At 69.8% G+C, this 25,652-nt stretch carries 29 protein-coding genes and 3 pseudogenes; 13 read left to right on the forward strand and 19 right to left on the reverse strand.

All coding sequences use genetic code 11. The annotated features are described in order from the left end of the window. A pseudogene (locus tag MBEBAB_RS10245) lies at positions 1–226 on the forward strand (hypothetical protein); the annotation flags it as partial. Here the strand turns inward: MBEBAB_RS10245 and MBEBAB_RS10250 are convergent. The 4 genes from MBEBAB_RS10250 to glpK all read right to left on the reverse strand — a co-directional run bounded on the left by MBEBAB_RS10250 (position 190) and on the right by glpK (position 4,158). Further along, positions 190–1,062 (reverse strand): pirin family protein, encoded by an 873-nt coding sequence (locus MBEBAB_RS10250; RefSeq protein WP_021697909.1) that lies wholly within the window; start codon positions 1,060–1,062, stop codon positions 190–192. The pseudogene MBEBAB_RS10245 and the gene MBEBAB_RS10250 overlap by 37 nt on opposite strands. 47 nt (positions 1,063–1,109) lie before the next feature. Then, positions 1,110–1,469 carry a DUF6481 family protein gene (locus tag MBEBAB_RS10255; protein WP_021697910.1) on the reverse strand — a complete coding sequence of 120 codons (360 nt, stop codon included), beginning with the start codon at positions 1,467–1,469 and terminating at the stop codon, positions 1,110–1,112. A 109-nt stretch (positions 1,470–1,578) separates the two neighbouring features. Continuing rightward, positions 1,579–2,652 (reverse strand): phosphotransferase family protein, encoded by a 1,074-nt coding sequence (locus MBEBAB_RS10260; RefSeq protein ID WP_045319183.1) that lies wholly within the window; start codon positions 2,650–2,652, stop codon positions 1,579–1,581. A 15-nt stretch (positions 2,653–2,667) separates the two neighbouring features. Beyond that, the gene (gene glpK, locus MBEBAB_RS10265) at positions 2,668–4,158 is read right to left on the reverse strand and encodes a glycerol kinase GlpK (protein WP_045319184.1); all 1,491 of its coding nucleotides are present in this window, start codon (positions 4,156–4,158) and stop codon (positions 2,668–2,670) included. 46 nt (positions 4,159–4,204) lie between these two features. Here glpK and MBEBAB_RS10270 point away from each other — a divergent pair, with 46 nt between their 5' ends. From MBEBAB_RS10270 to MBEBAB_RS18080, 3 genes are read left to right on the forward strand one after another with little or no spacing between them, the layout of a single operon-like run. Next, the gene (locus MBEBAB_RS10270; protein WP_021697913.1) at positions 4,205–5,209 is read left to right on the forward strand and encodes a threonine ammonia-lyase; all 1,005 of its coding nucleotides are present in this window, start codon (positions 4,205–4,207) and stop codon (positions 5,207–5,209) included. Then, entirely contained in the window at positions 5,206–5,457 is a 252-nt protein-coding gene (locus MBEBAB_RS18075; protein ID WP_277905872.1) for a MaoC/PaaZ C-terminal domain-containing protein, read from the forward strand. The genes MBEBAB_RS10270 and MBEBAB_RS18075 overlap by 4 nt, the downstream gene beginning before the upstream one ends. Beyond that, a complete protein-coding gene (locus tag MBEBAB_RS18080) occupies positions 5,457–5,663 on the forward strand; it encodes a hotdog family protein (protein ID WP_275539698.1) in 207 nt (68 codons plus the stop codon). Before MBEBAB_RS18075 ends, MBEBAB_RS18080 begins: the two co-directional genes overlap by 1 nt. Here MBEBAB_RS18080 and MBEBAB_RS10280 read toward each other — a convergent pair. Together MBEBAB_RS10280 and MBEBAB_RS10285 are read right to left on the reverse strand one after the other, a co-directional pair. After that, on the reverse strand, positions 5,660–6,253 hold the full coding sequence (locus MBEBAB_RS10280; protein ID WP_021697915.1) for a GNAT family N-acetyltransferase: 594 nt from the start codon (positions 6,251–6,253) through the stop codon (positions 5,660–5,662). The two genes, MBEBAB_RS18080 and MBEBAB_RS10280, sit on opposite strands and share 4 nt — an antisense overlap. Further along, a complete protein-coding gene (locus MBEBAB_RS10285; RefSeq protein ID WP_021697916.1) occupies positions 6,250–7,185 on the reverse strand; it encodes a Gfo/Idh/MocA family protein in 936 nt (311 codons plus the stop codon). The genes MBEBAB_RS10280 and MBEBAB_RS10285 overlap by 4 nt, the downstream gene beginning before the upstream one ends. A 147-nt stretch (positions 7,186–7,332) precedes the next feature. Here MBEBAB_RS10285 and MBEBAB_RS18085 point away from each other — a divergent pair. From MBEBAB_RS18085 to MBEBAB_RS15690, 4 genes and pseudogenes are all read left to right on the forward strand, one after another. Next, a pseudogene (locus MBEBAB_RS18085) lies at positions 7,333–7,692 on the forward strand (sugar phosphate nucleotidyltransferase); the annotation flags it as partial. A gap of 35 nt (positions 7,693–7,727) precedes the next feature. Continuing rightward, entirely contained in the window at positions 7,728–8,474 is a 747-nt protein-coding gene (locus MBEBAB_RS15185) for a sugar phosphate nucleotidyltransferase (RefSeq protein ID WP_052516785.1), read from the forward strand. Beyond that, positions 8,440–9,306 carry an alpha/beta fold hydrolase gene (locus MBEBAB_RS10295; RefSeq protein ID WP_021697918.1) on the forward strand — a complete coding sequence of 289 codons (867 nt, stop codon included), beginning with the start codon at positions 8,440–8,442 and terminating at the stop codon, positions 9,304–9,306. Before MBEBAB_RS15185 ends, MBEBAB_RS10295 begins: the two co-directional genes overlap by 35 nt. A gap of 101 nt (positions 9,307–9,407) precedes the next feature. Continuing rightward, the gene (locus MBEBAB_RS15690; RefSeq protein ID WP_021697919.1) at positions 9,408–9,584 is read left to right on the forward strand and encodes a YegP family protein; all 177 of its coding nucleotides are present in this window, start codon (positions 9,408–9,410) and stop codon (positions 9,582–9,584) included. Here MBEBAB_RS15690 and rimM read toward each other — a convergent pair. From rimM to ffh, 3 genes are all read right to left on the reverse strand, one after another. Beyond that, positions 9,581–10,108, reverse strand: a complete 528-nt coding sequence (gene rimM / locus MBEBAB_RS10300) for a ribosome maturation factor RimM (protein ID WP_021697920.1) — start codon at positions 10,106–10,108, stop codon at positions 9,581–9,583. The genes MBEBAB_RS15690 and rimM overlap by 4 nt on opposite strands. 138 nt (positions 10,109–10,246) lie before the next feature. Next, entirely contained in the window at positions 10,247–10,819 is a 573-nt protein-coding gene (gene rpsP / locus MBEBAB_RS10305) for a 30S ribosomal protein S16 (protein WP_021697921.1), read from the reverse strand. A 25-nt stretch (positions 10,820–10,844) separates the two neighbouring features. After that, positions 10,845–12,359 (reverse strand): signal recognition particle protein, encoded by a 1,515-nt coding sequence (gene ffh, locus MBEBAB_RS10310; RefSeq protein ID WP_021697922.1) that lies wholly within the window; start codon positions 12,357–12,359, stop codon positions 10,845–10,847. A gap of 345 nt (positions 12,360–12,704) precedes the next feature. Here ffh and ppc point away from each other — a divergent pair, with 345 nt between their 5' ends. Then, positions 12,705–15,404, forward strand: coding sequence for a phosphoenolpyruvate carboxylase (gene ppc, locus MBEBAB_RS10315; RefSeq protein WP_021697923.1), 2,700 nt, complete (start codon positions 12,705–12,707; stop codon positions 15,402–15,404). Here the strand turns inward: ppc and MBEBAB_RS10320 are convergent. The 5 genes from MBEBAB_RS10320 to MBEBAB_RS18425 all read right to left on the reverse strand — a co-directional run bounded on the left by MBEBAB_RS10320 (position 15,401) and on the right by MBEBAB_RS18425 (position 18,616). Next, positions 15,401–15,958: a Crp/Fnr family transcriptional regulator gene (locus MBEBAB_RS10320; RefSeq protein WP_021697924.1), complete on the reverse strand. Its 558-nt coding sequence runs from the start codon at positions 15,956–15,958 to the stop codon at positions 15,401–15,403. The two genes, ppc and MBEBAB_RS10320, sit on opposite strands and share 4 nt — an antisense overlap. Then, the gene (locus tag MBEBAB_RS16535) at positions 15,946–16,116 is read right to left on the reverse strand and encodes a hypothetical protein (RefSeq protein WP_158332137.1); all 171 of its coding nucleotides are present in this window, start codon (positions 16,114–16,116) and stop codon (positions 15,946–15,948) included. The genes MBEBAB_RS10320 and MBEBAB_RS16535 overlap by 13 nt, the downstream gene beginning before the upstream one ends. A 16-nt stretch (positions 16,117–16,132) precedes the next feature. Continuing rightward, the gene (locus tag MBEBAB_RS10325) at positions 16,133–16,336 is read right to left on the reverse strand and encodes a hypothetical protein (protein ID WP_148291507.1); all 204 of its coding nucleotides are present in this window, start codon (positions 16,334–16,336) and stop codon (positions 16,133–16,135) included. A 157-nt stretch (positions 16,337–16,493) separates the two neighbouring features. Continuing rightward, positions 16,494–18,473, reverse strand: coding sequence for a M3 family metallopeptidase (locus MBEBAB_RS10330; protein WP_021697927.1), 1,980 nt, complete (start codon positions 18,471–18,473; stop codon positions 16,494–16,496). Beyond that, positions 18,452–18,616, reverse strand: coding sequence for a hypothetical protein (locus MBEBAB_RS18425; protein WP_306302024.1), 165 nt, complete (start codon positions 18,614–18,616; stop codon positions 18,452–18,454). Before MBEBAB_RS18425 ends, MBEBAB_RS10330 begins: the two co-directional genes overlap by 22 nt. A 173-nt stretch (positions 18,617–18,789) precedes the next feature. Between MBEBAB_RS18425 and MBEBAB_RS10335 the strand changes: the two genes are divergently transcribed. Together MBEBAB_RS10335 and MBEBAB_RS10340 are read left to right on the forward strand one after the other, a co-directional pair. Next, positions 18,790–19,641, forward strand: coding sequence for a glutamate racemase (locus tag MBEBAB_RS10335; protein ID WP_021697929.1), 852 nt, complete (start codon positions 18,790–18,792; stop codon positions 19,639–19,641). A gap of 47 nt (positions 19,642–19,688) precedes the next feature. After that, positions 19,689–20,231: an SRPBCC family protein gene (locus MBEBAB_RS10340; RefSeq protein WP_021697930.1), complete on the forward strand. Its 543-nt coding sequence runs from the start codon at positions 19,689–19,691 to the stop codon at positions 20,229–20,231. 1 nt (position 20,232) lies between these two features. Here MBEBAB_RS10340 and ahpD read toward each other — a convergent pair whose 3' ends face one another. Together ahpD and MBEBAB_RS10350 are read right to left on the reverse strand one after the other, a co-directional pair. Then, entirely contained in the window at positions 20,233–20,763 is a 531-nt protein-coding gene (ahpD, locus tag MBEBAB_RS10345) for an alkylhydroperoxidase, AhpD family (protein WP_045319185.1), read from the reverse strand. 189 nt (positions 20,764–20,952) lie between these two features. Next, positions 20,953–21,507, reverse strand: coding sequence for a peroxiredoxin (locus MBEBAB_RS10350; protein ID WP_045319186.1), 555 nt, complete (start codon positions 21,505–21,507; stop codon positions 20,953–20,955). Positions 21,508–21,717: 210 nt separating this feature from the next. Between MBEBAB_RS10350 and MBEBAB_RS10355 the strand changes: the two are divergent. After that, a pseudogene (locus MBEBAB_RS10355) lies at positions 21,718–22,616 on the forward strand (hydrogen peroxide-inducible genes activator). A 71-nt stretch (positions 22,617–22,687) separates the two neighbouring features. Further along, positions 22,688–23,662 carry a DMT family transporter gene (locus tag MBEBAB_RS10360; protein ID WP_021697933.1) on the forward strand — a complete coding sequence of 325 codons (975 nt, stop codon included), beginning with the start codon at positions 22,688–22,690 and terminating at the stop codon, positions 23,660–23,662. Here MBEBAB_RS10360 and MBEBAB_RS10365 read toward each other — a convergent pair. The 3 genes from MBEBAB_RS10365 to MBEBAB_RS10375 all read right to left on the reverse strand — a co-directional run. Continuing rightward, positions 23,649–23,852, reverse strand: coding sequence for a cold-shock protein (locus MBEBAB_RS10365; protein ID WP_021697934.1), 204 nt, complete (start codon positions 23,850–23,852; stop codon positions 23,649–23,651). The genes MBEBAB_RS10360 and MBEBAB_RS10365 overlap by 14 nt on opposite strands. Positions 23,853–24,037: 185 nt before the next feature. Further along, the gene (locus tag MBEBAB_RS10370) at positions 24,038–24,799 is read right to left on the reverse strand and encodes an extensin-like domain-containing protein (RefSeq protein ID WP_021697935.1); all 762 of its coding nucleotides are present in this window, start codon (positions 24,797–24,799) and stop codon (positions 24,038–24,040) included. A gap of 56 nt (positions 24,800–24,855) precedes the next feature. Continuing rightward, positions 24,856–25,652 (reverse strand): serine hydrolase domain-containing protein (locus MBEBAB_RS10375; protein WP_045319187.1); only part of this gene is annotated, 797 nt, incomplete at its 5' end.

Below are 25,652 nucleotides of genomic sequence, written 5' to 3' on the forward strand. Positions count from 1 at the left end.
CTATCCTCGCTGGATGTGGATGGACGCCGAACCGGTCATCCGGGCGGGCTACGAGGCCTGCGAGGCCAACCGGCCGGTGGTGATCCCCGGCGCCTTCAACCGCTTCATGTCCATCGCCGCGCGCGTCACCCCCACGGGCTGGGCGCTGAAAATGGCCGACAAGCACGCCCGGCGTCTTCAGCGCCTGCCTCAGACCGGCGGCGGCGGGCCGAACCTGCCGGCCTGATAATCCTGCACCGCCTGGATGATCTCCTCGCGGGTGTTCATCACGAACGGGCCGTGGGCGAAGACCGGCTCGCCGATGGGCGCGGCATGGCCCAGCAGGACCACGGCGTCGCTGGAGGCCTCGATACGCACCGCGTCGCCGTCATCGTTCAGCGCAGCCAGATGCCAGGCGGGAACCGGAGCCCCGCCCACGGACACGTCGCCGCGCACCACATAGAGAAAGACGTTGCGGTCCGGCGCGACCGGCGTTTCCAGACGTCCGCCCGCCTTCAGGCGCACAACCGCCATCTGGATGTCGATCAGGGACTGGATCGGCGCCTCGGTCCCGGCCCAGCGGCCCGAGACCGCCTCGACGGTGACCCGGCCGTCATCCAGCGCGACCTTGGGAATGTCGGCGGCCTGCAGCCCCACATAGTTGGGCGCCGTCATCTTCAGCCGTGACGGCAGGTTCACCCACAGTTGCAGGATCTCCATGGGCCCGCCGTCGCGCTTGAAGCTGGCGGGGGACAGCTCGGCGTGGATCAGGCCGGAGCCGGCCGTCATCCACTGCACCCCGCCCGGCCCGATGATGCTCTCACCGCCGCCGCTGTCCGCGTGCGACAGCTCGCCCTCCAGAATGAAGGTGACGGTCTCGAAGCCCCGGTGCGGGTGCGGCCCGAACGGCAGGCCCCGGTTGTTCGGCGGATAGGTCTGGGGCCCGTGATGGTTCAGGAACAGGAACGGATCCACCTGCGGCAGGTCCGGTCCCGGCAAGGGGCGACGGGTGATCAGATCGCCGATGTCGTCCCGCTGGGCGGGATGCAGGCGGGCGACGGTGCGGGATGTGAGCGCGGTCATCCGCCACAGATAATGTGACGGATGCGTTCTGACCAGATCGGCGTGGTTTAGCGTCCGGCCTTGCGGCGGGCGTAGCGGGCGTCACGGGCCGCCTTCTGCTCGGCCTTGGTGAGGGCCTTGCGCTCCTTGCGGGCGCCGCGGCGTTCGGCGTCGACGGCCTCCTGGGCTTCCTGCGCCTCCGCCTCGCGGGCGGCGGCCTTCTCGGCGGCCAGACGCTTCTTCTCGGCCTTTTCCGCCTCGTGCTGGGCCCGGATGGCTTCCTTCTCGGCGGCGCGCTTGGCGGCCAGCTTGTCGAACTCGGGGTCCGGCTGGGCGGGCTTGGGCTTGAAGCCTTCCAGAAGCGCCTTCTTGCGGGCCTGCTGGGCCGCGATGCGGTCGGTGAAGCCGGTTTGTTTGAGGTCTCTCATGCGGAGCGGGAATGTCCAGTGCTGCGTGCGGCGCAGCCGGGGCGGCGCTCAAGGAGAAGCGGGCTAACGCGGAATTGGGGCGATAATCAAGACGCGGCGCAAGAAACCCTCAGGCGCCGGCCTTTTGCGCAAAGCCCCAGGCGGCCTCCGACAGAGGATGAACCTGCGCAGCGGTGGCCACCGCCTGGGGGCTGGAGGCGGTGCCGTCGCGCACCCGCCCGGCGATGCCCTGACAAATGGCCGCCAGCCGGAACAGGTTGTAGGCCATCAGCCAGTCCAGATTGTCGGGCCGCATGCCGGTGGTCGCCGCATAGCGATCCACCGTCTCCTCCACCGTCGGAATGCCCAGCGCCTTCAGGTCCGCGCCGCCCACGCCGTTGCGCTGGCTGGCGGGAATGACCCAGCCGATCAGATAGTAGGACAGGTCCGCCATGGGGTCGCCCAGGGTCGACAGCTCCCAGTCCAGCACCGCCAGAACCTCGGGCCGGTCCGGCGCCAGAATCATGTTGTCCAGCCGCCAGTCGCCGTGGACGATCCGCGCGGGGCTCTCCGGCGGCAGGCTGTCGGGCAGGAAGGCCATCAGCCGGTCCATGGCGGGAATGGCCTCGGTCTCCGACGCCGCATACTGTTTGGACCACCGCCCCACCTGCCGGGCGAAGTAGTTGCCGGGCCGGCCGTAGTCGCCAAGGCCCGCCGCCTCGGGATCGATGGCGTGCAGCCGGGCCAGGGTGTCCGTCTGGGCCTCATAGATCGCCCGCCGCTGATCGGGCTCCATGCCCGGCAGCTTCAGGTCCCACAGGATGCGGCCCACCACCTTGTCCATCACATAGAACATGGAGCCGATGACCTCCGCGTCCTCGCACAGGGCGTAAGGCCGGGCGACGGGAAAGCCCTGCCTGGCCAGGGCCGAGATGACCCGGAACTCCCGGTCCACCGCATGGGCCGAAGGCAGCAGATTCCCCGGCGGCTTGCGCCGCAGCACATAGGTCCGCCCCGGCGTGACCAGCTCATAGGTGGGGTTCGACTGCCCGCCCTTGAACTGGTTGACGGTCAGCGGACCGGCGTAGTCCGCAACATGCGCCGCCATCCAGCGCTCCAGCGCGTCCACGTCAAAGGCGTGGCGGGGATCGACGGGGCGGGTGCCGGCGAAGGCGGCCTGGGGATCGGGCGTTTCCATACTCATCTTCTTTTCTTGGGATCAGGCGGCGGCGATGGCGGCGCGGACCGCCTTGTTCCAGCCGGTCAGGAGGCGGTCGCGGTCTTCCGGCTTCATGCGGGGCGTCCAGCAGGCAGGCGCCTCGCCCGAGGCCCGGGGCAGGTCGGCGGTCAGGCCGCAGCCCAGCGCCGCCAGCCGCGCGGCGCCCAGGGCCGTCATCTCCTGAAAGGCGGGGCGCTCCACCGTCACTTCGCAGATGTCGGCGACGAACTGCATGGCGAAGGCGTTGGCGGTGACCCCGCCGTCCACCTTCAGCACCGCCGGGCGCGGCGAGCCGTCGGCGGCCAGGGCGTCCAGCAGATCGCGGGTCTGATAGGCCAGCGACTCCAGGCCCGCCCGCACCACATGGGCCGGGCCGGTCCCGCGCGACAGCCCGGTGATGGCCCCGCGCGCCTCGGCGTTCCACCACGGCGCGCCCAGCCCCGTGAAGCCGGGCACAAGATAGACCCCGCCGTTGTCGCTCAGGGACTGGGCCACCCCTTCGGAATCCCGTGACGCCCCGATCAGCCCCATCTGATCCCGCAGCCACTGGATCGTCGATCCGGCCGAGAAGATCGCGCCCTCCAGCGCATAGGCGGTGCGTCCGCCGACCCGATAGCCCAGGGTCGTCAACAGTCGATTGGCGGAGGCCACCGGCGTGTCGCCCGTGTTGACCACCAGAAAGGCCCCGGTGCCGTAGGTGATCTTGGCCTCGCCCGCCTCCAGCGCCCCGTGGCCCACCAGCGCCGCCTGCTGGTCCCCCGCGCATCCGGCGATGGGCAGGGCCTGGCCGAACAGGCTGGGTTCGCTTTCGCCCAGCACCTCGGCGCAGCCGCGGATTTCGGGCAGGGCGGCCGCCGGAACCCGGAACAGGTCGCACAGGTCATCGCGCCACTGCACCGTCTTCAGGTCCATCAGCAGGGTGCGCGAGGCGTTGGAGGCGTCGGTGACGAAGCTGCGCCCGCCGGTCAGGTTCCAGATCAGCCAGGCGTCGATGGTGCCCAGACACAGCTCGCCCGCCTCGGCCCGGTCCCGGGCGCCGGGAACCGCGTCCAGCAGCCAGGCGAATTTGGTCGCCGAGAAATAGGGGTCCAGCACCAGTCCCGTGGCCGCCTGCACCATGGCCTCATGGCCCGCCTCCCGCAGGCTCGCGGCCACGTCGGCGGTGCGCCGGTCCTGCCAGACCACGGCCCGGTGCAGCGGCTCGCCGGTCTTGCGGTCCCACAGCACCGCCGTCTCGCGCTGGTTGGTGATGCCGATGGCCGAAAACCGCGCCGCGCCGCCCGCCTTGCGGATCACCTCGCGGCAGGTCTGCAGGGTCGCGCGCCAGATTTCGGCGGCGTCGTGCTCGACCCAGCCCGATTGCGGGAAATGCTGGGCCAGCTCGATCTGGCTGACGGCCACCGGCCGCACCGCGTCCTCCACCGCCCCCTCGAAGGCGATGGCGCGGGTGGAGGTGGTGCCCTGGTCAATGGCGAGGATCAGTCCGCTCATGGAAGCCACCTTAGCGATGATCCGCGCGTTACGCTAAGTGAGGTTCATGGCCGATTCCGCTCCCTCCTTCGAAGGCGTCCTCGACGCCGCCCGCCAGATCGCTCCCGCCGCCGTGCGCACGCCCCTGATCGAGCACCCCGCCCTCAACGACCGGGTCGGAGGGCGCGTGCTGCTGAAGGCCGAGACCCTGCAGGTGGCCGGCAGCTTCAAGTTCCGCGGCGCCTGTAACCGCATCAGCCGCCTGACCGACGAGGAGAAAGCCCGGGGCGTCGTGGCCTATTCCTCGGGCAACCACGCCCAGGGGGTCGCGGCGGCCGCCCGCGCGGTGGGAACCCGCGCCCTGATCGTCATGCCGTCCGATTCCCCCGCCGTGAAGGTGGAGGGGGTGCGGGCGTTCGGCGGCGAGGTTCGGCTCTACGACCGCTGGACCGAAAGCCGCGAGGCCATCGGCGCCGAGATCGCCCGGGAGCGGGGCGCGGTGCTGGTGCCGCCCTTCGACGACCCCTTCGTCATCGAGGGACAGGGGACCACGGCGCTGGAGATTCTCGATCAGGCGGAGTCCCTGGGCGCGGGACCGCTGAATCAACTGTTGTGCGGCGCATCGGGCGGCGGCCTTCTGGCGGGAATCAACCTTGTCATGGAGGCCCGGAGCCCGGAGACCCGCGTCGTGGTGGTGGAGCCCGCCGGCTTCGACGACCACGGCCGCTCCCTGGCCCAGGGCGCCCGCGCCACCCACGGCGAGGCGACCCCCTCCATCTGCGACGCCCTCATGGCGCCCATGCCGGGCGAACTGACCTTCCCCATCAATCAGCGCCGGGTGCAGGACGCCCTGACCGTCACCGACGCCGAGGTGGCCGAGGCCATGCGTTTCGCCTTCCGCTGGCTGAAACTGGTGGTGGAGCCCGGCGGCGCGGTGTCCCTTGCCGCGCTTCTGGCGGGCCGGATTCCCGCCGCAGACCGCACCACCGTGGTCATGCTGACCGGCGGCAATGTGGACCCGGCGCTCTATTCCGCCATTATCGAGAACCGTTTTCCCGGAGACACGCCATGACGCCCATCGCCCCGTCCGCCCTGTCCGGCCTCATCGGAACCGAGGTGGGCGTCTCGGACTGGATCACCGTTGATCAGGCCCGCATCGACGCCTTCGCCGACATCACCGAGGACCGCCAGTTCATCCATGTGGACCCGGAGAGGGCGAAAGCCACGCCCTTCGGCGGAACCATCGCCCACGGCTTCCTGACCCTGTCGCTGCTGTCGCGCATGTCCTTCGACGGCGTGGCCCCGCTGGAGGCGTGGTGATGGGCGTCAACTATGGATTCGACAAGGTCCGTTTCCTCGCCCCCGTGCCGTCCGGCGCGCGGGTCCGCGCCCGGTTCAAGCTGCTCGCAGCCGAGGACAAGGGCGGCGGCCGCTGGCTGCTGAAACACGAGGTCACCGTCGAGATCGAAGGCGGCGACAAGCCCGCCCTCATCGCCGAATGGCTGGGCATGCAGATGGTGGGCTAGCCCGCCGCCCTGAACGACGCCAGCCGCGCATCCAGACCCGCCCGCACCGCCGGCCATTCGTCGGCGAGGACCGAGTAGATCACGGAGCTGCGGACCCGGCCCGTCCAGGTGACCAGGTGGTTTCTCAGGATCCCTTCCTCCACCGCCCCGAGTTTGGTCATGGCGGCGCGGCTCCGGCTGTTGATGGCGTCGACCTGGAAGGCGACCCGCCCGACGCCGCAGGCGAAGGCGTGATCCAGCAGCAGGCGCTTGGCGGCCGGGTTGACGACGCCGCCGCGCGCCGAGGGTCGATAGTAGGTCGTGCCGATCTCCACCGCCCCGTCCACGGGCCGAATGTCCATGAAGGTGCTGAGGCCGACAACCTCGCCGCCATGGATCACGGCGAACGGAATGCGCGATCCCGCCCGCTGCTGAGCCCGCAAGGTCTCCCAGCCGGCGTCAAACCGGTCACCGCCCAGCGAGGTGTAGTAGAACGTCGGCCAGAGCTCCGGGTCGGCGTCGCAGGCCGCGCGCAGGGGCTCCTTGTGATGGTCCTCGAAGGGCTCGAGCCGGACGAAACGGTTCTCCAGCACCGCCGTCCGGAGGTTCATTCCCCCAGACACCTCAGCGCCACTTCCAGATTCTTCAGCCCGTCCTGGCCGGTGACGGCGGGGGGCTCGCCGGTGCGGATGGCGTGGACGAAGGCCTCCAGCTCCAGCTTCAGCGGCTCGGCGGGCCAGCTGTTCAGCATGCGGGTGGAGTAGGAGCCGTCGGCCTGCTGGCCGAAATACTCGGTCACCTGACGGGTGATCAGGTCCGCCACCACGAACTTGCCCCGCGTGGCCACCTGCAGGGTGCGGGTCTTGTAGGGGGTGAGCCAGTTGGTGGTGATGTGGGCGATGACCCCGTTCTCCAGCCGGAACTGCAGCAAGGCCGTGTCCTCGCGCTCGGCGCGGGTGCGCGCCAGCTGGGGCTGGACCTCGGTGATCTCCGAGCCGGTCAGGTGGCGAATGATGTCGATGTCGTGCACCGCCAGGTCGATGACCACGCCCACCTCGCCCATGCGCGGCGGGAAGGGGCCCACCCGCGTCACCTGGATGGAGATGACGTCCTCGTCGGCGATGGCCCGGCGCACGGTCTCCACCGCCGGATTGAAGCGCTCCACATGGCCCACCATCAGCACCCGGCCGTTCGCCTTGGCCGCGTCGATCATGCGCTGGGCGTCCTGGACCGTCGGCGCGATGGGTTTCTCCACCAGCACATGGACGCCCTTTTCCAGCAGGGCCACGCCCAGGTCGGCATGGAAGCGGTTGGGCGTCGCCACCACGGCGCAGTCCAGCCCGGCGTCCACGAAGGCCTCGGCGGTGGTCACCGCCTCGGCACCGTACAGGTCCGCCACGCCCTGGCCCGTCACGGCGTCGGGATCGAAGATGGTGGTCAGGTCCACGTCGCGGACCTCGGCCAGGACGCGGGCGTGGTTGCGGCCCATGACGCCGACGCCGGCGACGCCGGCCTTGAGGGTCTGGAGAGCGGACTGGGGCATGGTCTGGCCTTGGCTGAAAACTCTGTGCGCCTCCTAACAAGCGAGAGCTCCGCGCGCCACGCCCGACCGCTCAACTCCGGTTGCGGCTTGCTACGCGTTAACCTTTTTCACTAGGGTGCCCGCCAGGAGCTTTGGGAGGGCTGAAAGATGGATTACGGCGTCCTGCCGGTGATCCTGTGCGGCGGGTCCGGCTCGCGTCTGTGGCCCCTGTCCACCGCCGATCGGCCCAAGCCGTTCCATCCCATCGCGGGTGACGAAACCCTGCTGCAGGCCACGGTGCGCCGGCTCCGACCCTCGCCCGCCGCGCCGTTCCTGGCCCCGGTCATCGTCTGCGCCGCCGCCCATGAGGATCTGGTGCGGGCCCAGCTGCGCGCCATCGGGGTGCGCCCGGCCATGGTTCTGGTGGAGGCCGAGCCCGGCGGCACGGCCTTGGCCACGGCCTGCGCCGTCCGGGCGGCCATGGAGATCGCGCCGGAGGCCAAGGTCCTGATCGCCCCCGCCGACCACCACATCAGCGACGCCCAGGCTTTCGCGCCGCCGTCATGGCCGCCGCCGGGGGCGCGGGCGACGATCTCGTGCTGTTCTCGGCCCGGCCGGAGTCTCCCGAGACCGGCTACGGCTACATGCGGCGAGGCCGGGCCCTGCCCGGCGGCCTCCACCTTATCGAGCGGTTCATCGAAAAGCCCGCGCTGGAGACGGCGACGGCCATGATCGCCGAGGGCGGCTGGGGCTGGAACATGGGGCTGTTCCTGGGCCGTCCGGCCGCCTTTCAGGACCAGATCGCCCGCCACGCGCCGACGGTCGCCGCCCGCGCCGGGGTCGCCTGGTCCGGCGCCGAAAGACGCGGATCGCGCCTTGCGCTGGCCGCCGCGTCCGGCCCGGCCATCTCCCTGGACCGGGCGGTGATCGAGCACAGCGACCGGCTGGCCATGACGGCCTGCGACGTGGGCTGGCGCGACGTGGGCTGCTGGAGCGCCCTGTGGTCCGCCGCGAGCCGCGACCCGGCCGACAACCATCTGCAGGGGTCCGCCACGGTGGTGGAGTCCTCCGGCTGTCTGGTCTGGAGCGGCGGCGGCGCTCCGGTGGCGGTCATCGGCATGACCGACGTGGTGGTGGTCTCCACCCCCAGCGGCGTGCTGGTCATGCCCCGGGCCCGCGCCCAGGAGGTAGGGGCCTTGTCCACAGCCCTGCCCGTTCGGGTCTTTAATTCCGCTGTCGATGAATTAGGGTCTGCGTCCGAACAGGGAGCACCCCATGATCTTCACCGACCGCCGCTGGACCTCCGATGAACTGAGCCTCTACGCCCGCGACTATGCGGGCGCCGAGGGGCCCGCGCGCCTGCCGGTGATCGCCATCCACGGCCTGACCCGCAACAGCGCCGATTTCGGGACCATCGCCCCCCTGATCGCCGCCACGGGCCGCCGGGTGCTGGCGCTGGACGTGCGCGGTCGCGGGCGGTCGGACCGCGCCGCCGATCCCATGACCTATCAGCCGCCGGTCTATGCGAAGGACGTCCTCGCCTTGCTGGACCAGGCGGGCATAGGGCGAGCGGTGTTCCTGGGCACCTCCATGGGCGGTCTGATCACCATGGCCCTGACCGCCGCGGCGCCCGAGCGCGTCGCCGCCTCCATCCTCAACGACATCGGGCCGGAAGTGGCCCCCGAGGGCCTCGCCCGCATCGCCGCCTACACCGGCCAGAAGGTGGAGATCCGCAACTGGCAGGACGCCGCCGACTACGCCCGGAGCACCAACGGCGCAGCCCTGCCGCACTACGGCCCGGACGACTGGATGGCCTTCGCGCGTCGTGTGTTCCGCGAGGGGCCGGACGGGGCTCCGGTGCTGGACTACGACCCCGACATCACCGTCCCCATGCGCGCGGCGGGCAAGGACGCCCTTGTCCCCGACCTGTGGCCCGCCTTCCGCCATCTGGCGCAGGGCCGCAAGCTCATGCTGGTGCGCGGCGCCACGTCGGACCTGCTCAGCCCCGACATCGCGGGCCGCATGCGCGAGGCCGCCCCGCACATGAAATTCGTGGAGGTCCCCGGCGTCGGCCACGCCCCCATGCTTGACGAACCGGCGGCGCGCGACGCCATCCTGGGCTTCCTCGCGGACGCGCCCTGAGCGCTCACACAACTGTGTCCGGGGTTCGCCGCCCTGCGGTTGACCCCAAGCGTCGCCGTGGCACGGTCGCGGGGTCGGGGATCAGAGGATAGGAGGCCGCCGTGGCCCACAAGTTCGAAATCTACAAGGACAAGGCCGGAGAGTTCCGCGTCCGCTTCAAGTACAATTCCGAAGTCATGTTCTCCACCGAGGGTTACACCTCCAGGGCCTCGGCCGAAAACGCCATCGAGTCCATCAAGAAGAACGGCCCGGGCGCCCCGGTCGAGGACAACAGCTAGTCCGGCTCGCGCTCGCCCACTTCGGCCGGGCGCACCGCCAGAATCCAGCCGTCGGCGATGTGCAGTTCGGGCGTCGCCTCAAGGGTGAAGGGCAGGTACCAGGTCTGGCCGCCCTCCGCCGGCGTGATCTCCAGCATGTCCGAGGCGCCGAAATTCTGCACCGCCTTGATGCGTCCGAGCACGCGGCCGTCCGGGTCGCGCGCCTCCAGCCCGATCAGGTCGGTGACATAGACCTCGTCCTCGTCCGGCGCGGGAAAGCGCTCGCGCGGCACGAAGAGCTTCAGGCCGCGCAGGGCGTCGGCCTGTTCCTTGGTCTCGATCTCCTTCGCCCGGCCGATCACCGCGCCCTTGGCGGCGCGCGCCGTGGTCAGGGTCAGGCCCACCGAGCCGTCGGCGCGCAGCAGCGGGCCATAGGCCTTCAGCGCCAGGGGGTCGGCGGTGAAGGCGGTCACCCGCACCTCGCCCCGCACCCCGAAGCCCCCGGCCACCTGGCCCACGAGGATGAGTTTTGCGTCGGACATCATCCAGAACTCCGCTCACCCCGGCGAAGGCCGGGATCCAGATCGTAAGGCGCCCGCCGGAAACGGAAAGGAGCAGCGCCTCGGTGGGAAACGCTGCTCCTGACTTCTCCGGACCCCGGCCTGCGCGGGGAGGACGGCCGATTAGGCCTCGGTCTTTTCCTCGGTCGCCTCTTCGGCGGCGGGGGCCTCCTCGGCGGCCGGAGCCTCTTCAGCCGCGGCTTCAGCCGGAGCGGCTTCCTCAGCAGCAGGGGCCTCGGCGGCGGGCTCTTCGGCGGCCGGGGCTTCTTCTTCCTTGGGCGCGGCGGCGGCGGCTTCAGCGGCGGCCTTGGCCTCTTCCTTGGCGGCGGCTTCGGCCTCGGCGCGGTCGGTTTCGCGCTGGGCGCGCTCGGCGGCGCGCTCCTGGGCCTTCTTGCCCGGCTTGGCGCGGTTCGGGTTGTTGCCCTGGGTCCAGGTGACCTGGCCGGCGAGGGCCTCGTCCTGGCTCAGGAAGCGGGCCACGCGGTCGGTGGGCTGGGCGCCCTTCTTGAGCCATTCCGAGATGCGGTCGGCCTTCAGCTTCACGCGGGGCTCGGCGTGGTCCTTGGGCAGCATGGGGTTGTAGCTGCCCACGCGCTCGATGAACTTGCCGTCGCGCGGCGAGTGGGAGTCGGCCACCACGATGTGATAGTAGGGGCGCTTCTTGGCGCCGCCGCGGCTCAGACGAATCTTCAGCATTTTCAGTCTCTTTCGTTAGAAGTCGTTATTTCTTCGGAGGGAATCCGGGAAGGCCGGGAAGCCCGCCGGGGGGAAGGTCGGGGCCGCCGGGCGCACCCAGGCCCGGCAGCATCGATTTCAGTTTCTCGGGGTCGGGAGGCGGCAGCTTGCCGCCGCCCATGGCCTGCAGCCGGGCCATGTCCTGGCCGCCGCCCCCCATGCCCATCATGGCGGCCATTTTCTGGAGGTTCTTGCCGCCGCCCTTGGACAGCGCCTTGACCGCGTCGGCCATCTGGCGGTGCTGCTTCAGCAGGCGGTTGATCTCCTGCACCTCGACCCCGGCGCCCGCCGCGATGCGGCGCTTGCGGCTGGCGTTCAGCACGTCCGGCTTCTTGCGCTCGGCCTTGGTCATGGAGCTGATGATGGCTTCCTGACGCGAGATCATCTTGTCGTCGATGTTCGCATTGGCCATCTGGGCCTTCATCTTGGCGGCGCCGGGCAGCATGCCCATGATGCCCTGCAGCCCGCCCATGCGCTTCATCTGCGCCAGCTGGCCGGCCAGATCGTCCAGATCGAACTGACCTTTGGCCAGTTTTTTGGCCATCTTCTCGGCCTTGACCTGGTCCAGCTCCTCGGAGGCCTTCTCCACCAGGGCCACGATGTCGCCCTGGCCCAGGATGCGTCCGGCCACGCGGCGGGCGTCGAACACCTCCAGCGCATCGACCTTCTCGCCGGCGCCCAGATATTTGATCGGCAGGCCGGTGACCGCCCGCATGGACAGCATGGCGCCGCCGCGGCCGTCGCCGTCCGCGCGGGTCAGGATCAGGCCGGTCAGGGGCAGGCGCTCGTGGAAGGCCCGGGCGGTGCGCACCGCGTCCTGGCCGGTCAGGCTGTCGGCCACCAGAATGGTCTCGACGGGCCTGGAGATGGCCGCGACCTCGGCCGCCTCGGCCATCATGGCCTCGTCCAGGGTGGTGCGTCCGGCCGTGTCCAGGATCAGGACGTCGAAGCCCTGCAGCTTGGCCGCCTGCAGCGCGCGCCGGGTGATCTGGACCGCGCTCTCGCCCTTGACGATGGGCAGGGTGGCCACGTCGATCTGCTTGCCGAGGGTCTCCAGCTGCTCCATGGCCGCCGGACGCCGGGTGTCCAGCGAGGCCATCATGACCTTCTTGCGCTCGGTCTTGGTCAGCTTCAGCGCCAGCTTGGCCGACGTCGTGGTCTTGCCGGAGCCCTGCAGGCCGCTCATCAGGATGACGGCCGGCGGCGTGGCGTTCAGGTTCAGCGGAACCGGCTCTTCGCCGCCCAGCATCTCGATCAGGCCGTCGTGGACGATCTTGATGACCTGGTCGGCCGGCTTGACCGAGCGGATCACGTCCTCGCCCTGGGCCCGCTCCGAGGCGAAGGCGATGAAGTCCTTGACCACGGGCAGGGCCACGTCGGCCTCGAGCAGGGCCACGCGCACCTCGCGCATGGCCTCGGCGATGTCCTTTTCGGACAGGGCGCCGCGACCGGTGATCCGGTCGAAGACGCCTGTCAGCCGCTCGTTCAGAGCCTCGAACATTCACAAACCTCGTTTGGCGATGAACCAGGCCCCATAGAGAAACGGCCTCTGGCGACGATCACGTCGGCAGAGGGTTCTCGCCATCCTCGTCCGCATCCTTTTGCGCTATCGCTCGGCTCGCGGAGCCTCGCTGCCTGAGCGCGGGATCGGGGTCGTGATGGTGGAGACGCGAAGGTTCACTTGCGCCGGAAGTGGCGGCTTATGCGTGATTTCCCGCCATTTGTCGAATCGGGATCAATCTCACGCACAAACCGTTTCAGGTGGGCAAAATTCGGTCTGGTTCTATCGCCATCGCCGCCCCTTTGGGGTCAGACTGTGCGCCTCCCCGAGCTTTCAGGACACACCATGACGCCCACCGCCGCCGCCGACGAGACCCTGCGTGACGAAATCCGCCTCCTGGGCGCGATGCTCGGCGAGGTCATCAAGGGCGAGGGCGGGCAGGCGCTTTACGACCGCATCGAGGCGGTGCGTCAGGCCTCGGTCGCCTATCACCGGGACGACGACGGCGACGCCGAGGCGCTGGAGGCCCTGCTCAAGGACATCGATCTGGATCAGGCGGTGGGTCTGGCCCACGGCTTCGCGGCCTTCTCCCTGCTGGCCAACATCGCCGAGGACCGGGCCGGCAAGCGCCGCGCTCTCGATCAGGCCGAGGCCGCCGCGCGGCCCGACACCCCCGCCGGGGCTCTCAAGCGCCTGTCCGACCAGGGCGTGGGCGTGGGCGAGATCCGCGATCTGCTGTCCCAGGCCCTGATCTCGCCGGTGCTGACCGCCCACCCGTCGGAGGTGCGCCGCAAGAGCGTCATCGACCGCATCGCCGGGGTCAGCGATCTGCTGGACGCCTGCGACAAGGGCGGGGCCGCCTGCGACATCGAACAGCGCAACGCGGGCCTGCGCCGCCAGATCGTCATCCTGTGGGCCACCCGTCTGGTGCGCCAGAGCCGGCTGGTGGTGCAGGACGAGATCAACACCGTGGTGTCCTTCCTGGAGCGGGTGTTCCTGAACGTGGCGCCCGAGCGTCTGCACGCCTGGCGCGACCTGCTGGAGGCCCCGGACCTCAAGCCCTTCCTGAAGATCGGCAGCTGGGTCGGCGGCGACCGGGACGGCAATCCCAACGTCAACGCCGATGTGCTGACCGCCGCCTTCCGCACCCAGTCCCGCGCCGTGCTGGCCCACTACATGGATCAGGTGCACGCCCTGGGCGCCGAGCTCAGCCTGTCCGGCGCCCTGGCCCGCATCAGCCCGGAGATGAAGGCCCTGGCCGAGGGGTCCGGCGACACCTCCGCCCACCGCGCCGACGAGCCCTATCGCAAGGCGCTCAGCCACATCTACGCCCGGCTGTCGGCCACCTTCCCGCTGCTGACCCGGGTTCAGGCCCCCCGTCCCGCCCGCTTCGAGGCCCCGCCCTATGAGGGCCCCGCCGGGTTCCGCGCCGATCTTCAGGTGCTGCACGCCTCCCTGACCGAGAACCACGGCGCGGTGTTCGCCGACGACTCGCTCAACCGCCTGATCACCAACGTGGACGTGTTCGGCTTCCACATGGCCACCGTGGACCTGCGCCAGAACTCCGACGTGCACGAGCGCGTGGTGGCCGACCTGCTCAAGGTGGCCGGGGTCTGCGCCGACTATCTGGCCCTGGATGAGGAGGGCCGCCTCGCCCTGCTGGCCGCCGAACTGAAATCCGCTCGTCCGCTGTTCTCTCCGTATGCGGAGTATGACGACGAAACCCTCAAGGAGCGGGCCATTCTGGCCGCGGCGGGCGAAGCCCTGCGGCTCTACGGCCCCAATGCGGTCCGCACCCACATCGTGTCCAAGACCACCTCGGCCTCGGACATGCTGGAAGTCTATCTGCTGCTCAAGGAGGTGGGCCTGTACCGGCCCGAGGCGCCGGAGGAATGCCCCATCCAGGCCGCGCCCCTGTTCGAGACCATCGAGGATCTGCGCGCCTCACAGCCGACGCTGGAGCGCCTTCTGGCCGAACCGTCGGCCCGCGCCGTCGCCCGGGCGCGCGGCGTTCAGGAAGTGATGATCGGCTATTCGGATTCCAACAAGGACGGCTCCTACCTGACCTCCACCTGGGAGCTGCACGAGGCCTCGCGCGCCCTGCTGGACGTGACCCAGGCGGCGGGCCTGAAGCTGCAACTGTTCCACGGCCGCGGCGGCACCGTCGGCCGGGGCGGCGGCTCGTCCTTCGCGGGCGTGCTGGCCCAGCCCCAGGGCACCGTGGCCGGCCGCATCCGCATCACCGAACAGGGCGAGGTCATCGCCAACAAGTACGGCGAGCCCGAGGTGGCGGCCCGCAATCTGGACGCCCTGACCTGCGGCGTTCTGCTGAACTCCCTGCGTCCGCCCGCCGACGACAGCCTGACCGGCCGCCACGGCGACTCCATGCGGACCCTGTCGCGCGCCTCCATGGCCGCCTACCGGGCCGTGGTCTACGACACCCCCGGCTTCGTGGACTATTTCCGCGCCGCCACCCCCATCGCCGAGATCGCCGACCTCAAGATCGGATCGCGCCCTGCGTCCCGCTCCACCTCCACCGCCATCGAGGACCTGCGCGCCATTCCCTGGGTGTTCAGCTGGTCCCAGTCGCGGGTCATGCTGCCCGGCTGGTTCGGCTTCGGTTCGGCGGTGAAGTCGGCCGATATGGAAGAGCTCCGCGCCATGGCGGCGGACTGGCCCTTCTTCAGGACCCTGGTCCAGAACCTGGAGATGGTGCTGGCCAAGGCCGACATGTCCATCGCCCGCCGCTACGCCTCGCTGGTGCCGGACAAGGCGCTGGCCATGCGGGTGTTCGGCGCCATCCAGTCCGAGCACGACCGCACCCGCGACGCGGTGCTGGCCATCACCGGCCATGACGATCTGCTGGGCGGCCAGCCGGAACTGGACCGGCTGATCCGCTTGCGCATGCCCTATGTGGAGCCGTTGAACCACGTCCAGATCGAGCTGATCCGTCGCCGCCGCGCCGGGGATGACGACCCGCGCGTGCGCGAAGGCATCCTCTTGACCATCAACGGCGTGGCCGCGGGGCTGCGCAACAGCGGCTAGCTCTTGCCCGGCGACAGCGGCCAGACGTCGTTCCAGCGCGCCCTGTGCGCGTCCAGGCATTCGCAGGCGCGGGCTTCGGTGCCCGGCCGGTCGATGATGGCGATGCGGCCGCGCTTCTGCTGGATCAGGCCCAGGGCCTGCATCTCACCGGCGATCTGGCTGACGGTGGTGCGCTGGACCGCCAGCATCTGGGCCAGGAATTCCTGGGTCAGGTCGATCTCGTCGCGCCCGGCCTGATCGCAGGCCGCCACCAGCCAGCGACAGAAGCGCGCCTCGGCCCGGTGCCAGGCCCGGCACGCAACCGACTGCTGCGCCTGGTTGGCCAGACCCTCCAGATACTGGAACAGGGCGTGGCGGAACGTGGGCCGTGTGGCGACCAGGCCCAGAAAGTCCTCCAGCCCCATTTTGAGGGTGGAGCCGGACACCTGACAGATGGCCCGCGTATAGACCGGCAGGCCGGACAGGGCGGGACCGGCGCCGACCAGACCCTCGCGGCCCACCATGCCGCATTCCACCGCGTCGCCCTCGCGCAGCAGGGTCATCAGGGACACCACGCCGCTTTCCACGAAATGCAGGTGCTGGATGGTGTCGCCCGGTTCGTAGACAGGTGGCCGCTGACCATGGCCTCGCGGGTCAGATAGGGCGACAAGGCCATGCGGTCGGCCTCGCTCAGCGAACCCAGCAGGCGGTTGGCCGTGAGCTTCTGGTTCATCAACATGACCCGAAGCCTAGCTGGACGCCGGCAGATCGGTGGCGGTGACGCGCATGGGCTGGCCCCCCTCGACCCAGAATTCCACGCCCCCCCGATGCGGAGCCGAGGCCAGCAAGTCGAGAGCGCGCCGACGCGCCGCCTGATCGTCGGCGCAGTCGTCGAACTCCAGCATGGCCGAAACCCCGGCCGCGTCCATAAACATGAATGTGTAGATACTCACCGACGCCCCTAGCACAGCCCCCTGCGCATTGAGACTCACCCATAGGTGGTTCCTGCCAAGCTGTCTGTCTGGCGCCCGACAGAAGGGGGTATACGCAGGAAAAAGGCCCGCCGGATCGATCCGGCGGGCCTCCAACCCTTGCGATTGAGACGCGCGCTTAACTGGTGGGGAAGCCCCGCGTGCGCAGCAGCGCCGTCACGTCCGGATCGCGGCCGCGGAACTGACGATAGGCTTCGGCCCGGTCCGTGGTGTTGCCCGGCGCCAGGATGATCTCCTTGAACCGCCGCGCCGTGTCCGGGTCGAACGGATCGCCCGCCTCGGTGAAGGCCGCCCAGGTGTCGGCGTCCATCACCTCGGACCACAGGTACGAGTAGTAGCCCGCCGAATAGGCGTCGGACGTGAACAGGTGATTGAACTGGGGCAGGCGGTGCCGCATCACGATCTGCGGCGGCATGCCGATGCGCTCCAGGGCCTCGCGCTCGAAGGCGTCCGGGTCGGTGACCGCCGTGGACCGGTTGTGCAGGTCCATGTCCACCAGGGCCGACGAGAGATAGCTGACCGTGTGGTAGCCCTCGGCGAAGGTGGAGGACTCCTCGATCTTGTCCAGCAGGGCCTGGGGCATGGCCTCGCCGGTTTCGTGGTGGCGCGCGAACCGGTCCAGGATCGGGCGCGTCAGCACCCACTTCTCGTGCACCTGCGACGGATACTCCACGAAGTCGCGCGGGGTGCCGCCCAGGCTCGGATAGTTCACCGTCGACAGCAGATAGTGGATGGCGTGGCCGAACTCGTGGAACAGGGTGAGGGTGTCGTCCAGCGAGATCAGCAGCGGCTCACCCGCCGGCGCCTTGATGAAATTGTTGTTGTTGGACGCCAGCACATTGCGCTCGCCGTCGATGGTCGAGTGGCTGCGGTAGGTGGTCATCCAGGCGCCCGACCGCTTGCCCGAGCGGGCGAAGTCGTCCGAATAGAACAGGCCGATGTGCTCGCCCGAGTCCTTGTCGGTGACCTCGAACACCTTCACGTCCGGGTGGAACACCGGCACCGTGCCGTCCGGCAGCGGCGTGAACACCATGCCGTACAGGCGCTCGGCCATGTGGAAGGCGCCCTGCTTCATCGAGTTGAGCTCGAAATAGGGCTTCAGGTCGTTCTGATCGAGGTCGTAGCGCTCCTTGCGGACCTTCTCGAGGTAATAGAGGTAGTCCCAGGGCTCGATCTCGTGACCGGCCATGCGGGTCATCTCGGCCACTTCCTCGCCGACGCGGGCGACGGCGGGCGGCCAGACCCGCATCATCAGCTCCATGGCCGCCTCGGGCGTCTTGGCCATGGTGTCCTGCATGCGCCAGTGGGCGTGGGTCTCGAAGCCCAGCAGGCGGGCGCGCTCGGCGCGCAGGCGCAGGATCTCGGCGATGGTCGCATTGGTGTCGTTGGCGTCGCCGTTGTCGCCGCGGTTCACGAATTTGCGCCAGATCTGCTCGCGCATGCCGCGGTCGTCGGCGAAGGTCAGGAACGGGTCCACCGCCGAGCGGGTATTGACGATCACATAGCCCGACAGGTCGCGGCTGCTGGCCGCCTCGGCCGCGGCCGACTTGTTGGAGTCCGGCAGGCCCGCCACGCCGGCTTCGGCGGCGATGTGGGTGAACAGCTGCTCGTCGGCCACCACCTTCTGCTGGAAATTGGTGAAGGCGGTGGACAGGCTCTGGTTGATGCGGCCCAGCTCTGCCTTGCCCGCGGCGTTCAGGGCGGCGCCGTTGCGCACCAGGCCCTCGTACTCCCGCTCGACCAGACGGCGCTGCTCGGCGCTCAGCCCGGCGGCCTCGGCGCCCTCATGCACGGCCTGGATGCGCTGGAACAGCACCTCGTTGAAGGTGATCTCGTCGCTGGCGGCCGACAGGATCGGCGACATCTCGCGGTTCAGGGCCTGATAGTCGGCCGAACCGATGTTGCCGATCATCACGCCGAAGATCGAACCGGCGCGCTGGATGTGCTGGCCGCCCCGCTCCATGGGCAGGATGGTGTTCTCGAAGGTGGCGGGCTCGGGGTTGTTCACCACCACGGCCACCTCGGCGCGCATCTGTTCAATGCCCTTGTTCAGGGCGTCGCGCAGCAGGTCCGGCGTCACCTGGTCCCACGGCGGCACGCCTGGTACGGACCCGGCCACGGGTCGGCCAGCGGGTTGCCGGTCAGCACCGTTTCGGCCGCCCCGGGGGCGGCGGGTATGGTGGCGCAAGCGCTGACCGCGAGCACGCCCGCGCTGGTGAGGATCATCTGCCGTCTGTTCATGAGAACTCCCGTTATCTCCGGCCCCACGGCGCGAAAGCGCACGCCCGTTTCGGCCTTTTGTGACCGGCACAGTATCATCCTGCGCCTGACCGTCACCTGAACGAATGTAATGGAGCGCGAGCCCGCCTGTCGCAAGCCTGTTCGGTTTGGAGAAATCCGGCTAAAGCCCGGCCATGGCCATAGGCGTATTCGATTCCGGCGTGGGCGGGCTGACCGTTCACCGCGAGCTGGTGAACCGGTTTTCCGGCGCCGATTTCATCTATCTGGCCGATCAGGCCCACGCCCCCTACGGCGGCCGGGGCGGCGAGGAGATCGTCGACCTGACCCGCGACGGATGCCGCCGCCTGTTCGACGCGGGCGCCTCCGTGGTCGTCCTGGCCTGCAACACCGCCTCGGCCATCGCCCTGCGCCGTCTGCAGCAGACCTGGATTCCCGGCGAGCGCGAGCGGCTGGGCCGTCCGGTCAATGTGCTGGGCATCATCGTGCCCACCATCGAGGCGGCCACCGGCCTGCCCTGGAGCTATGAGGCCGAGCCGCGCGACGAGAAGATCGAGGCCATCGCCGTCACCGGGGTCTTCTGCACCGCCGCCACGGCCATGAGCCGGGTCTATGAGATCGAGATCGACAAGCGCCGCGAGGATATCGCCGTCTTCACCGAGCCCTGCCCCGGCCTGGCCGGCCTGATCGAGCTGGGCGCGCCGGCCGAGGAGCTGGAGGTCGTCGTGCGCGACCACGTGGACGCCCTGCGCCGCCGCATCGGCCGCCATCCGGACAAGGCGGTTCTGGGCTGCACCCACTATGAAATCGTCGCCGACGTGTTCAGGCGCGCCCTGCCCGAGGGGGTCGAGCTGATCCACCAGCCCACCGCCGTGGCCGACTCCCTGGAGCGCTATTTCGCCCGCCACCCGGACTACGACATCGGCGGGTCGGGCCGCCGCACCTTCCTGACCACCGGCGCCCCCGGCCCCCAGTCCGCCCTCGTCAGCCAGTTCTGGGGCGCGCCCCTGACCTTCGACGCGGCTTGAAGCCCCGACGCATTGGCGCGATCCTGCGGGAAACGGGAGATTACGCCATGAAATCCTCCACGCGCACATGGGCCACGCTCGGTGTCGCCCTGGCTGTCGTCGTGGCCGCGGCCGGTCAGGCCTCCGCCGAGATCACGGCCCGGACCGAGACCAGTTTCACCCTGACCTATTCGCGATCCGTTTCCGCGTCCCCGGAAGCGGTCTGGGCGGCGGTGACCCGTCCCGCCGACTGGTGGAGCGACGCGCACACCTATTCCGGCTCGGCCGCGAACATCCGGCTGGAGCCGACGCCGGGCGGCTGCTGGTGCGAGGATCTGCCCGGCGGCGGGGTCAAGCACGGCGAGATCGTGCTGGCCTGGCCGGACCAGCGGCTGCTGCGCGTCGACGCCCCCTTCGGCCCGCTCCAGGCCGTGGGCGCCGACGCCGTCCTGACCATGACCTGGGCCGATCCCGAAGGCCCGGCGCAGCGTGAACTGCGCTGGACCTTCATGGTTCAGGGGCCGGGCGTCGGGGCCATGGCCGAGACCATCGACGGCGTCATCGCCGAACAGTTCCGGCGGCTGGGCGACCATCTGGACGCCCGGAACTAGGTCAGGCGCGCGCGGCTTCGGCGGCCGCCACCCGCGACGCGGCGTTCATCACCGAGGCGATGCGCAGGACGGCCTGGACCTGGGTGTTGGCCACGCCGTGCTTCTTCAGCTCGCCCTCGTGGGCGTCCAGACAGGCGCCGCAGCCGTTGATGGCCGACACCGCCGCCGACCACAGCTCGAAGTCCAGCTTCTCCACGCCCGGGTTGGCGATGATGTTCATGCGCAGGCGCGCCGGCAGGGTCTGGTACTCGCTGTTCTTCATCAGGTGCAGCGCGCGGTAGTAGATGTTGTTCATGCCCATGATGGCGGCGGCGGCGCGGGCCGCGTCGGCGGCTTCCGGGCTCAGCTTGTCGGCCACCAGCGCCTCGGTCGCCCGGACCACCGGCGCCGAACCGACGGCGTGGGCGCAGGCCAGGAACGTGCCCCACTTCTGCTGGTCGTTCAGCAGGGTCTCGTTGGCCAGGGAGCTGAGGTTCAGCGAGATGTCCTTGGCGTAGGACGGCATCAGGTCGCGCAGGGCGTCGATGGACATTGTTGAGGTTTCCTTCGGAAAGCGGCTACCGCTCGCGCCGCGGGCGCTCGCTGCTTCAGCCGCAAGACATGAACGCGCTCAAGCAGCGAGACGCCGCGCGTCGAGCGATAGCGCCCTAAAAATAAGAGCGAGCCGCGAAAAAGGCGGCGACACACGCGCCGCCGCCTTCCTCAGCTCGGTTCGCCGTCTTTACGCGGCGAGCGTTTCGCCGCCCACCGGGCGGTTGCAGGCGCACAGCTCGTCGGTCTGCAGGGCGTCCACCACGCGCAGGGTGTCGGCCGGGGCGCGGCCCACGTTCAGGTTGGTGACATAGACGTGTTGCACGACGTTGTGCGGGTCCACCACGAAGGTGGCGCGCAGGGCCACGCCCTCGTCCTCGTTCAGCACGCCCAGGTCGCGGGCGAACTTGCCGCCGTTGTCCGCGAAGGACCAGATCGGCAGCTTGTCCAGGTCGGCGTGGTCGCGGCGCCAGGCCAGCTTGACGAACTCGTTGTCGGTCGAGCCGCCCAGAACCACCGTGTCACGGTCTTCGAACTCGCGCGCCAGCTTGGCGAATTCCGCGATCTCGGTCGGGCACACGAAGGTGAAGTCCTTGGGATAGAAGAAGATCACCTTCCACTTGCCCTCGAAGCTGTCCTGGGTGAGCGGTTCGAAGGCCGACACGCCGTTCTCTTCGTGGTTGTTGAAGCCGGGCTTCACGCCGACCAGTTTGAATTCAGGCAGTTTTGCGCCGACGCCGAGCATCGCGTTTCTCCGTTGCTTTTGTTTCGATTGATCGTCGGGGGAGGTGACGACCGCAACTGCGAGATGGACCTTGCAGCGCACAAAGTCAAACTGTCACAACGACGCATAACCATAAGATTTGGTTATGGCCCACATAGGCCGAGCCTCATCTCTTCATAAATATGTGCGATGACTTTTGATCTTCGCATAGAAAGAGCCTATGCCGCCCTCATGCTCCCCACCCTGCGCCAGCTCCAGTATCTGAAACTGCTCGCCGAGCACGGCTCGTTCAGCCGCGCGGCCGAGGCGGCGCACGTCAGCCAGCCCGCTCTGTCCGCCGGGGTGCAGGAGCTCGAGAAGGTGCTGGGCTCCCCCGTCGTCGAGCGCACCCGCGGCGCGGTCCAGCTCACCGCCGTGGGCGCGGAGGCCGTCAAGCGCGCCGAGGATGTGCTGGCCCGCACCGAGGATCTGGTCGAGGCCGCCCGCAACGCCGGCAAGCCCCTGTGCGGCCGATTCCGCCTTGGGGTGATCCCCACCATCGCCCCGTTCCTGCTGCCCGCCACCCTGCCGCGCCTCAAGGACCGGCACCCGGCCCTGCGTCTGTTCCTGCGCGAGGATCTGACTCCCCGTCTGGTGGCCCAGCTGAAGAGCGGCCAACTGGACGCGGCGGTGATCGCCCTGCCCTATGAGGCGGCGGGCATCGACCACGCCCGCATCGGCTATGACGAAATCCTCGCCGCCGCCCCCGCCGGCCACCCCCTGGCCCTGGCCGAGACCCTCGCGCCGGCGATCTCGAGGCCTCGGACCTGATCCTGCTGGAGGACGGCCACTGCCTGCGCGATCAGGCCCTGGCCGCCATCGACATCGAGACGCCGCGCGGCGACGACGTCTTCGCCGCCAGCTCCCTGCACACCCTGGTCCAGATGATCGACGCCGGGCTGGGCGTCAGCTTCCTGCCGCGCATGGCCGTCACCGCGGGCCTGACCCAGGGCTCGGGCGTCGTCACCCGGCCCATCTCCATTTCCAGCGCCGGCTTGCCCCCGCGCCGCGAGATCGTGGTGGCCTGGCGGGCCGGCTCCAGCCGCGCCGCCGAGGCCCGCATGCTGGCCGAGGCCCTGACCCTGAACTGATTGCGGCTCCCCAATCCCGCCGCGCGGCGCTAGACCGGCATCGGTCCAGTTTAATGCGAGCCTGATCGGCCATGATGTCCCCGCGCCTCGCGGCCCTTCTCCCGCTCATCGTCCTGATCACGTCCGCCGTGGTGCTGAGCCTCGCGCCGATTCTGGTTCGCCTGACCGAGACCGGACCGGCGGCGGCCGGACTGTGGCGGTTCATCTTCGCCCTGCCGCTGCTGCTCCTGCTGACCCATCGGCCCGGCGGCGAGGGCGTGGGGAGGCCGTCCAGATGGATGGCGCTGGCGGGGCTGTTCTTCTTTCTGGACCTGTCGTTCTGGCACTACGGCATCGTCATGACCTCCGTGGCCAACGCCACGGTGCTGTGCAACCTGACGCCTGTCGTCGTCACCCTGTTCGCCTGGCTCGTGCTGAAGCAGCGGCCGCGCCCGGTGTTCGTGCTGGCCCTGGCCTTCGCCATGACCGGCGCTTTCGCCATGGCGGCGGGGGCGGACGGCGGGCAGGGGACCGATCCGCTGCTGGGCGACCTGCTCTCCCTGTCGGTGGCGCTCTGGTACGCGGGCTATTTCCTGGCGGTGAAGGCGGCCCGCTCCACGGCGGGCGCGGTGCGGGTCATGCTGTGGAGCACCGCCATCCCCATTCCCCTGATGCTGGCCGCCTGTCTGGTGCTGGGCGAGTCCATCATCCCCGCCACCCTCGCCGGATGGGCCGCCTGCGTCGGCCTGGGCGTCATGCATGTGGCGGGACAGGGCGGGGTGGCCTGGGCCCTGGGCCGGGTCTCGGCGGCCATGACCGCCGTGGTCATCCTGATCCAGCCGGTGGTGGCCGCCGTCCTCGGCTGGCTGATCTTCGGCGAGACCATGACCGCCATCCAGATGGCCGGCGGCGCCTGGTGCTGTCCGCCGTGCTGCTGGCGCAATGGAGCGCGCGGGGACGCCTGCCGGCGGCCCTTGAACGGCAAACGGGCGCGGAACCTGTGGATCCCGCGCCCGTCCTGTCTTCAAATCCTGAGCCTTCCGGCCGGAAGGATTAGAGAAGCTTGAGGTTCACCGCGGCGGTCTTGCCGCGCTGCTCCTCCAGTTCGTACTCGATGCGGGCGTTCTCATCGAGACCCTGCAACCCCGCCTTCTGCACGGCGGTGACGTGGACGAACACGTCGTTGCCGCCGTTTTCAGGTTGAATGAAGCCGAAGCCCTTCGTGGGGTTGAACCACTTGACCGTGCCGGTCGCCATGTTGCGCACTCCGTAATGGCGCTTCTTCCAGTCATACGCCCCGACGGAGCGTACGGCGGTCCGATCAAGGAGAACCCGCCCGGATGGGCGGCCGACGACACGGGTTTGACCACGCGCAGTCTCGGACCACGCAACTTTCTCTCCCGTCTGTCCAGAACGGTCAACCGGGAAACGACTCGCGGATTTCAGCTGCAGAGGCTGCGCGGGGCGCCGTCGAAATGCAGGTGGTCCTCGTGGGCGGCGTTGTAGTCCGGCCCCAGCACGGTGGAGAACACCTGGCAGGCGCCCCGGCTGAGGCGGCGCAGGAACACCGAGCCCTCACGTCCGGCCGGGCCGTCGCCGTCCCAGTCCGCCGCCAGGCTGACCCGCCGTCCGTCCTCCAGCGTCACCCCCGCCACGTCCAGGGCATTGGCCCGCGCGTGCTCGCTGGGCCGGTCGCTGATCCGTTCCGAGCCATAGATGCGGCGGCAGGAATAGGAGCCGTAGTTGTCCACCCGGGCCACATCGGCGCCATAGGTCTCCTGCGCCGCGGGCCGCAGCACCTGCCGGTCCCAGATCACATAGCGCATGGCCAGGGGGCACTGCATGACCAGCCCGCCCGGCGCCAGCGGGGTCACGTCTCCGCCGGTGATGCGCACCGCCCCGCGCACGATGCAGAAGCCGCCGTCGTCCCGGTCTGGGGCCCGCTCGACCTCCACCCCCGCCTCGCGAAGCATCGCCATGCAGGCGTCGGTGACCGCCGTCACCTCCTCGGCCGCCGCGGTGCGCGCCAGTTCGAAGTCCGACACCTTGGCCGCCGTCGCCCGGCCGATGGGCGCTTCCAGATCCAGCGGCTTCCACGGCAGATCCTGGGGCGGTGCGAAGGCGTTCAGCAGGAAAAACCCCGCCGCCACGCCCAGCGCCAACTCCCACAGCAGATTCCAGAAGTCGGCCAGATCGCGATCCATCGACCCTGTCTAGCCCAAGGGCGTGACGGCGCCAAAACGGTTCGCGTCCGCCGTGTTCAGCCTTCCGGCCGGATCAGCCGGGCGGCCAGCCCCTGGGTCGCGCCGCCGCCCCGGCCGTGGTCGTTGGAGGCGGCGACGGCGGCCAGGCCGCGCGCGGGCGCCACCACGGTGGTGACATGCCACATGGTGTTGGAGCCCTCGTGGGCCAGCATCGGGCCGCCGGTCAGCGGGCTGTTCGCCGCCACGGCCCAGCCCAGGGCGTAGTCCGCGCCCTCCGGCGGCGTGGTCAGCCGGGCGAGGGTCTCCCGCGTCACGAATCCGCCGCCGTCGGTCAGGAACAGCGCCAGGAACCGGCCATAGTCCGCCAGCGTCATGTGGGCCGTGCCCGCCGGGCCCATGAATGGCGGATTGTCCGATCCCGGCTGGTCCGGCTCCACCGGCACGGGGCCGCCCAGGTTCATGTGGCCGCGCGGCTGATCGCCCACGGGCGGACCGAAGCCCGCGCTGGTGATGCCCAGCGGCTGGAACAGCCGCGCCCGCATGGCGTCTTCCCAGGTCGTCCCGGTCAGGCGCTCGATGGCCGCCCCCGCCAGCACATAGTTGAGATTGCCATAGGCGAAGACGCCCGGCTCGCCCGTGGGCGGCGCGGCCAGGGCGCGGCGGGCCAGATCGGTGCGCTGTTCGTCCACCGGGCGCGGGTCGCTGAGCCCGGCGACGCGGGTCGGCATGTCCAGCACGGCCGCGTCCAGCAGGCCCGCCCGGTGGGCCATCAGGTCCTCGAGCGTGGTCTCCGCCCAGGCCGCATCGACCTCAAGGTCCGGGAACAGTTCGGGCAGGGTCGCGCCCCAGCGGG

Source organism: Brevundimonas abyssalis TAR-001, from assembly GCF_000466985.1.
Taxonomy (GTDB): Bacteria; Pseudomonadota; Alphaproteobacteria; order Caulobacterales; family Caulobacteraceae; genus Brevundimonas; species Brevundimonas abyssalis.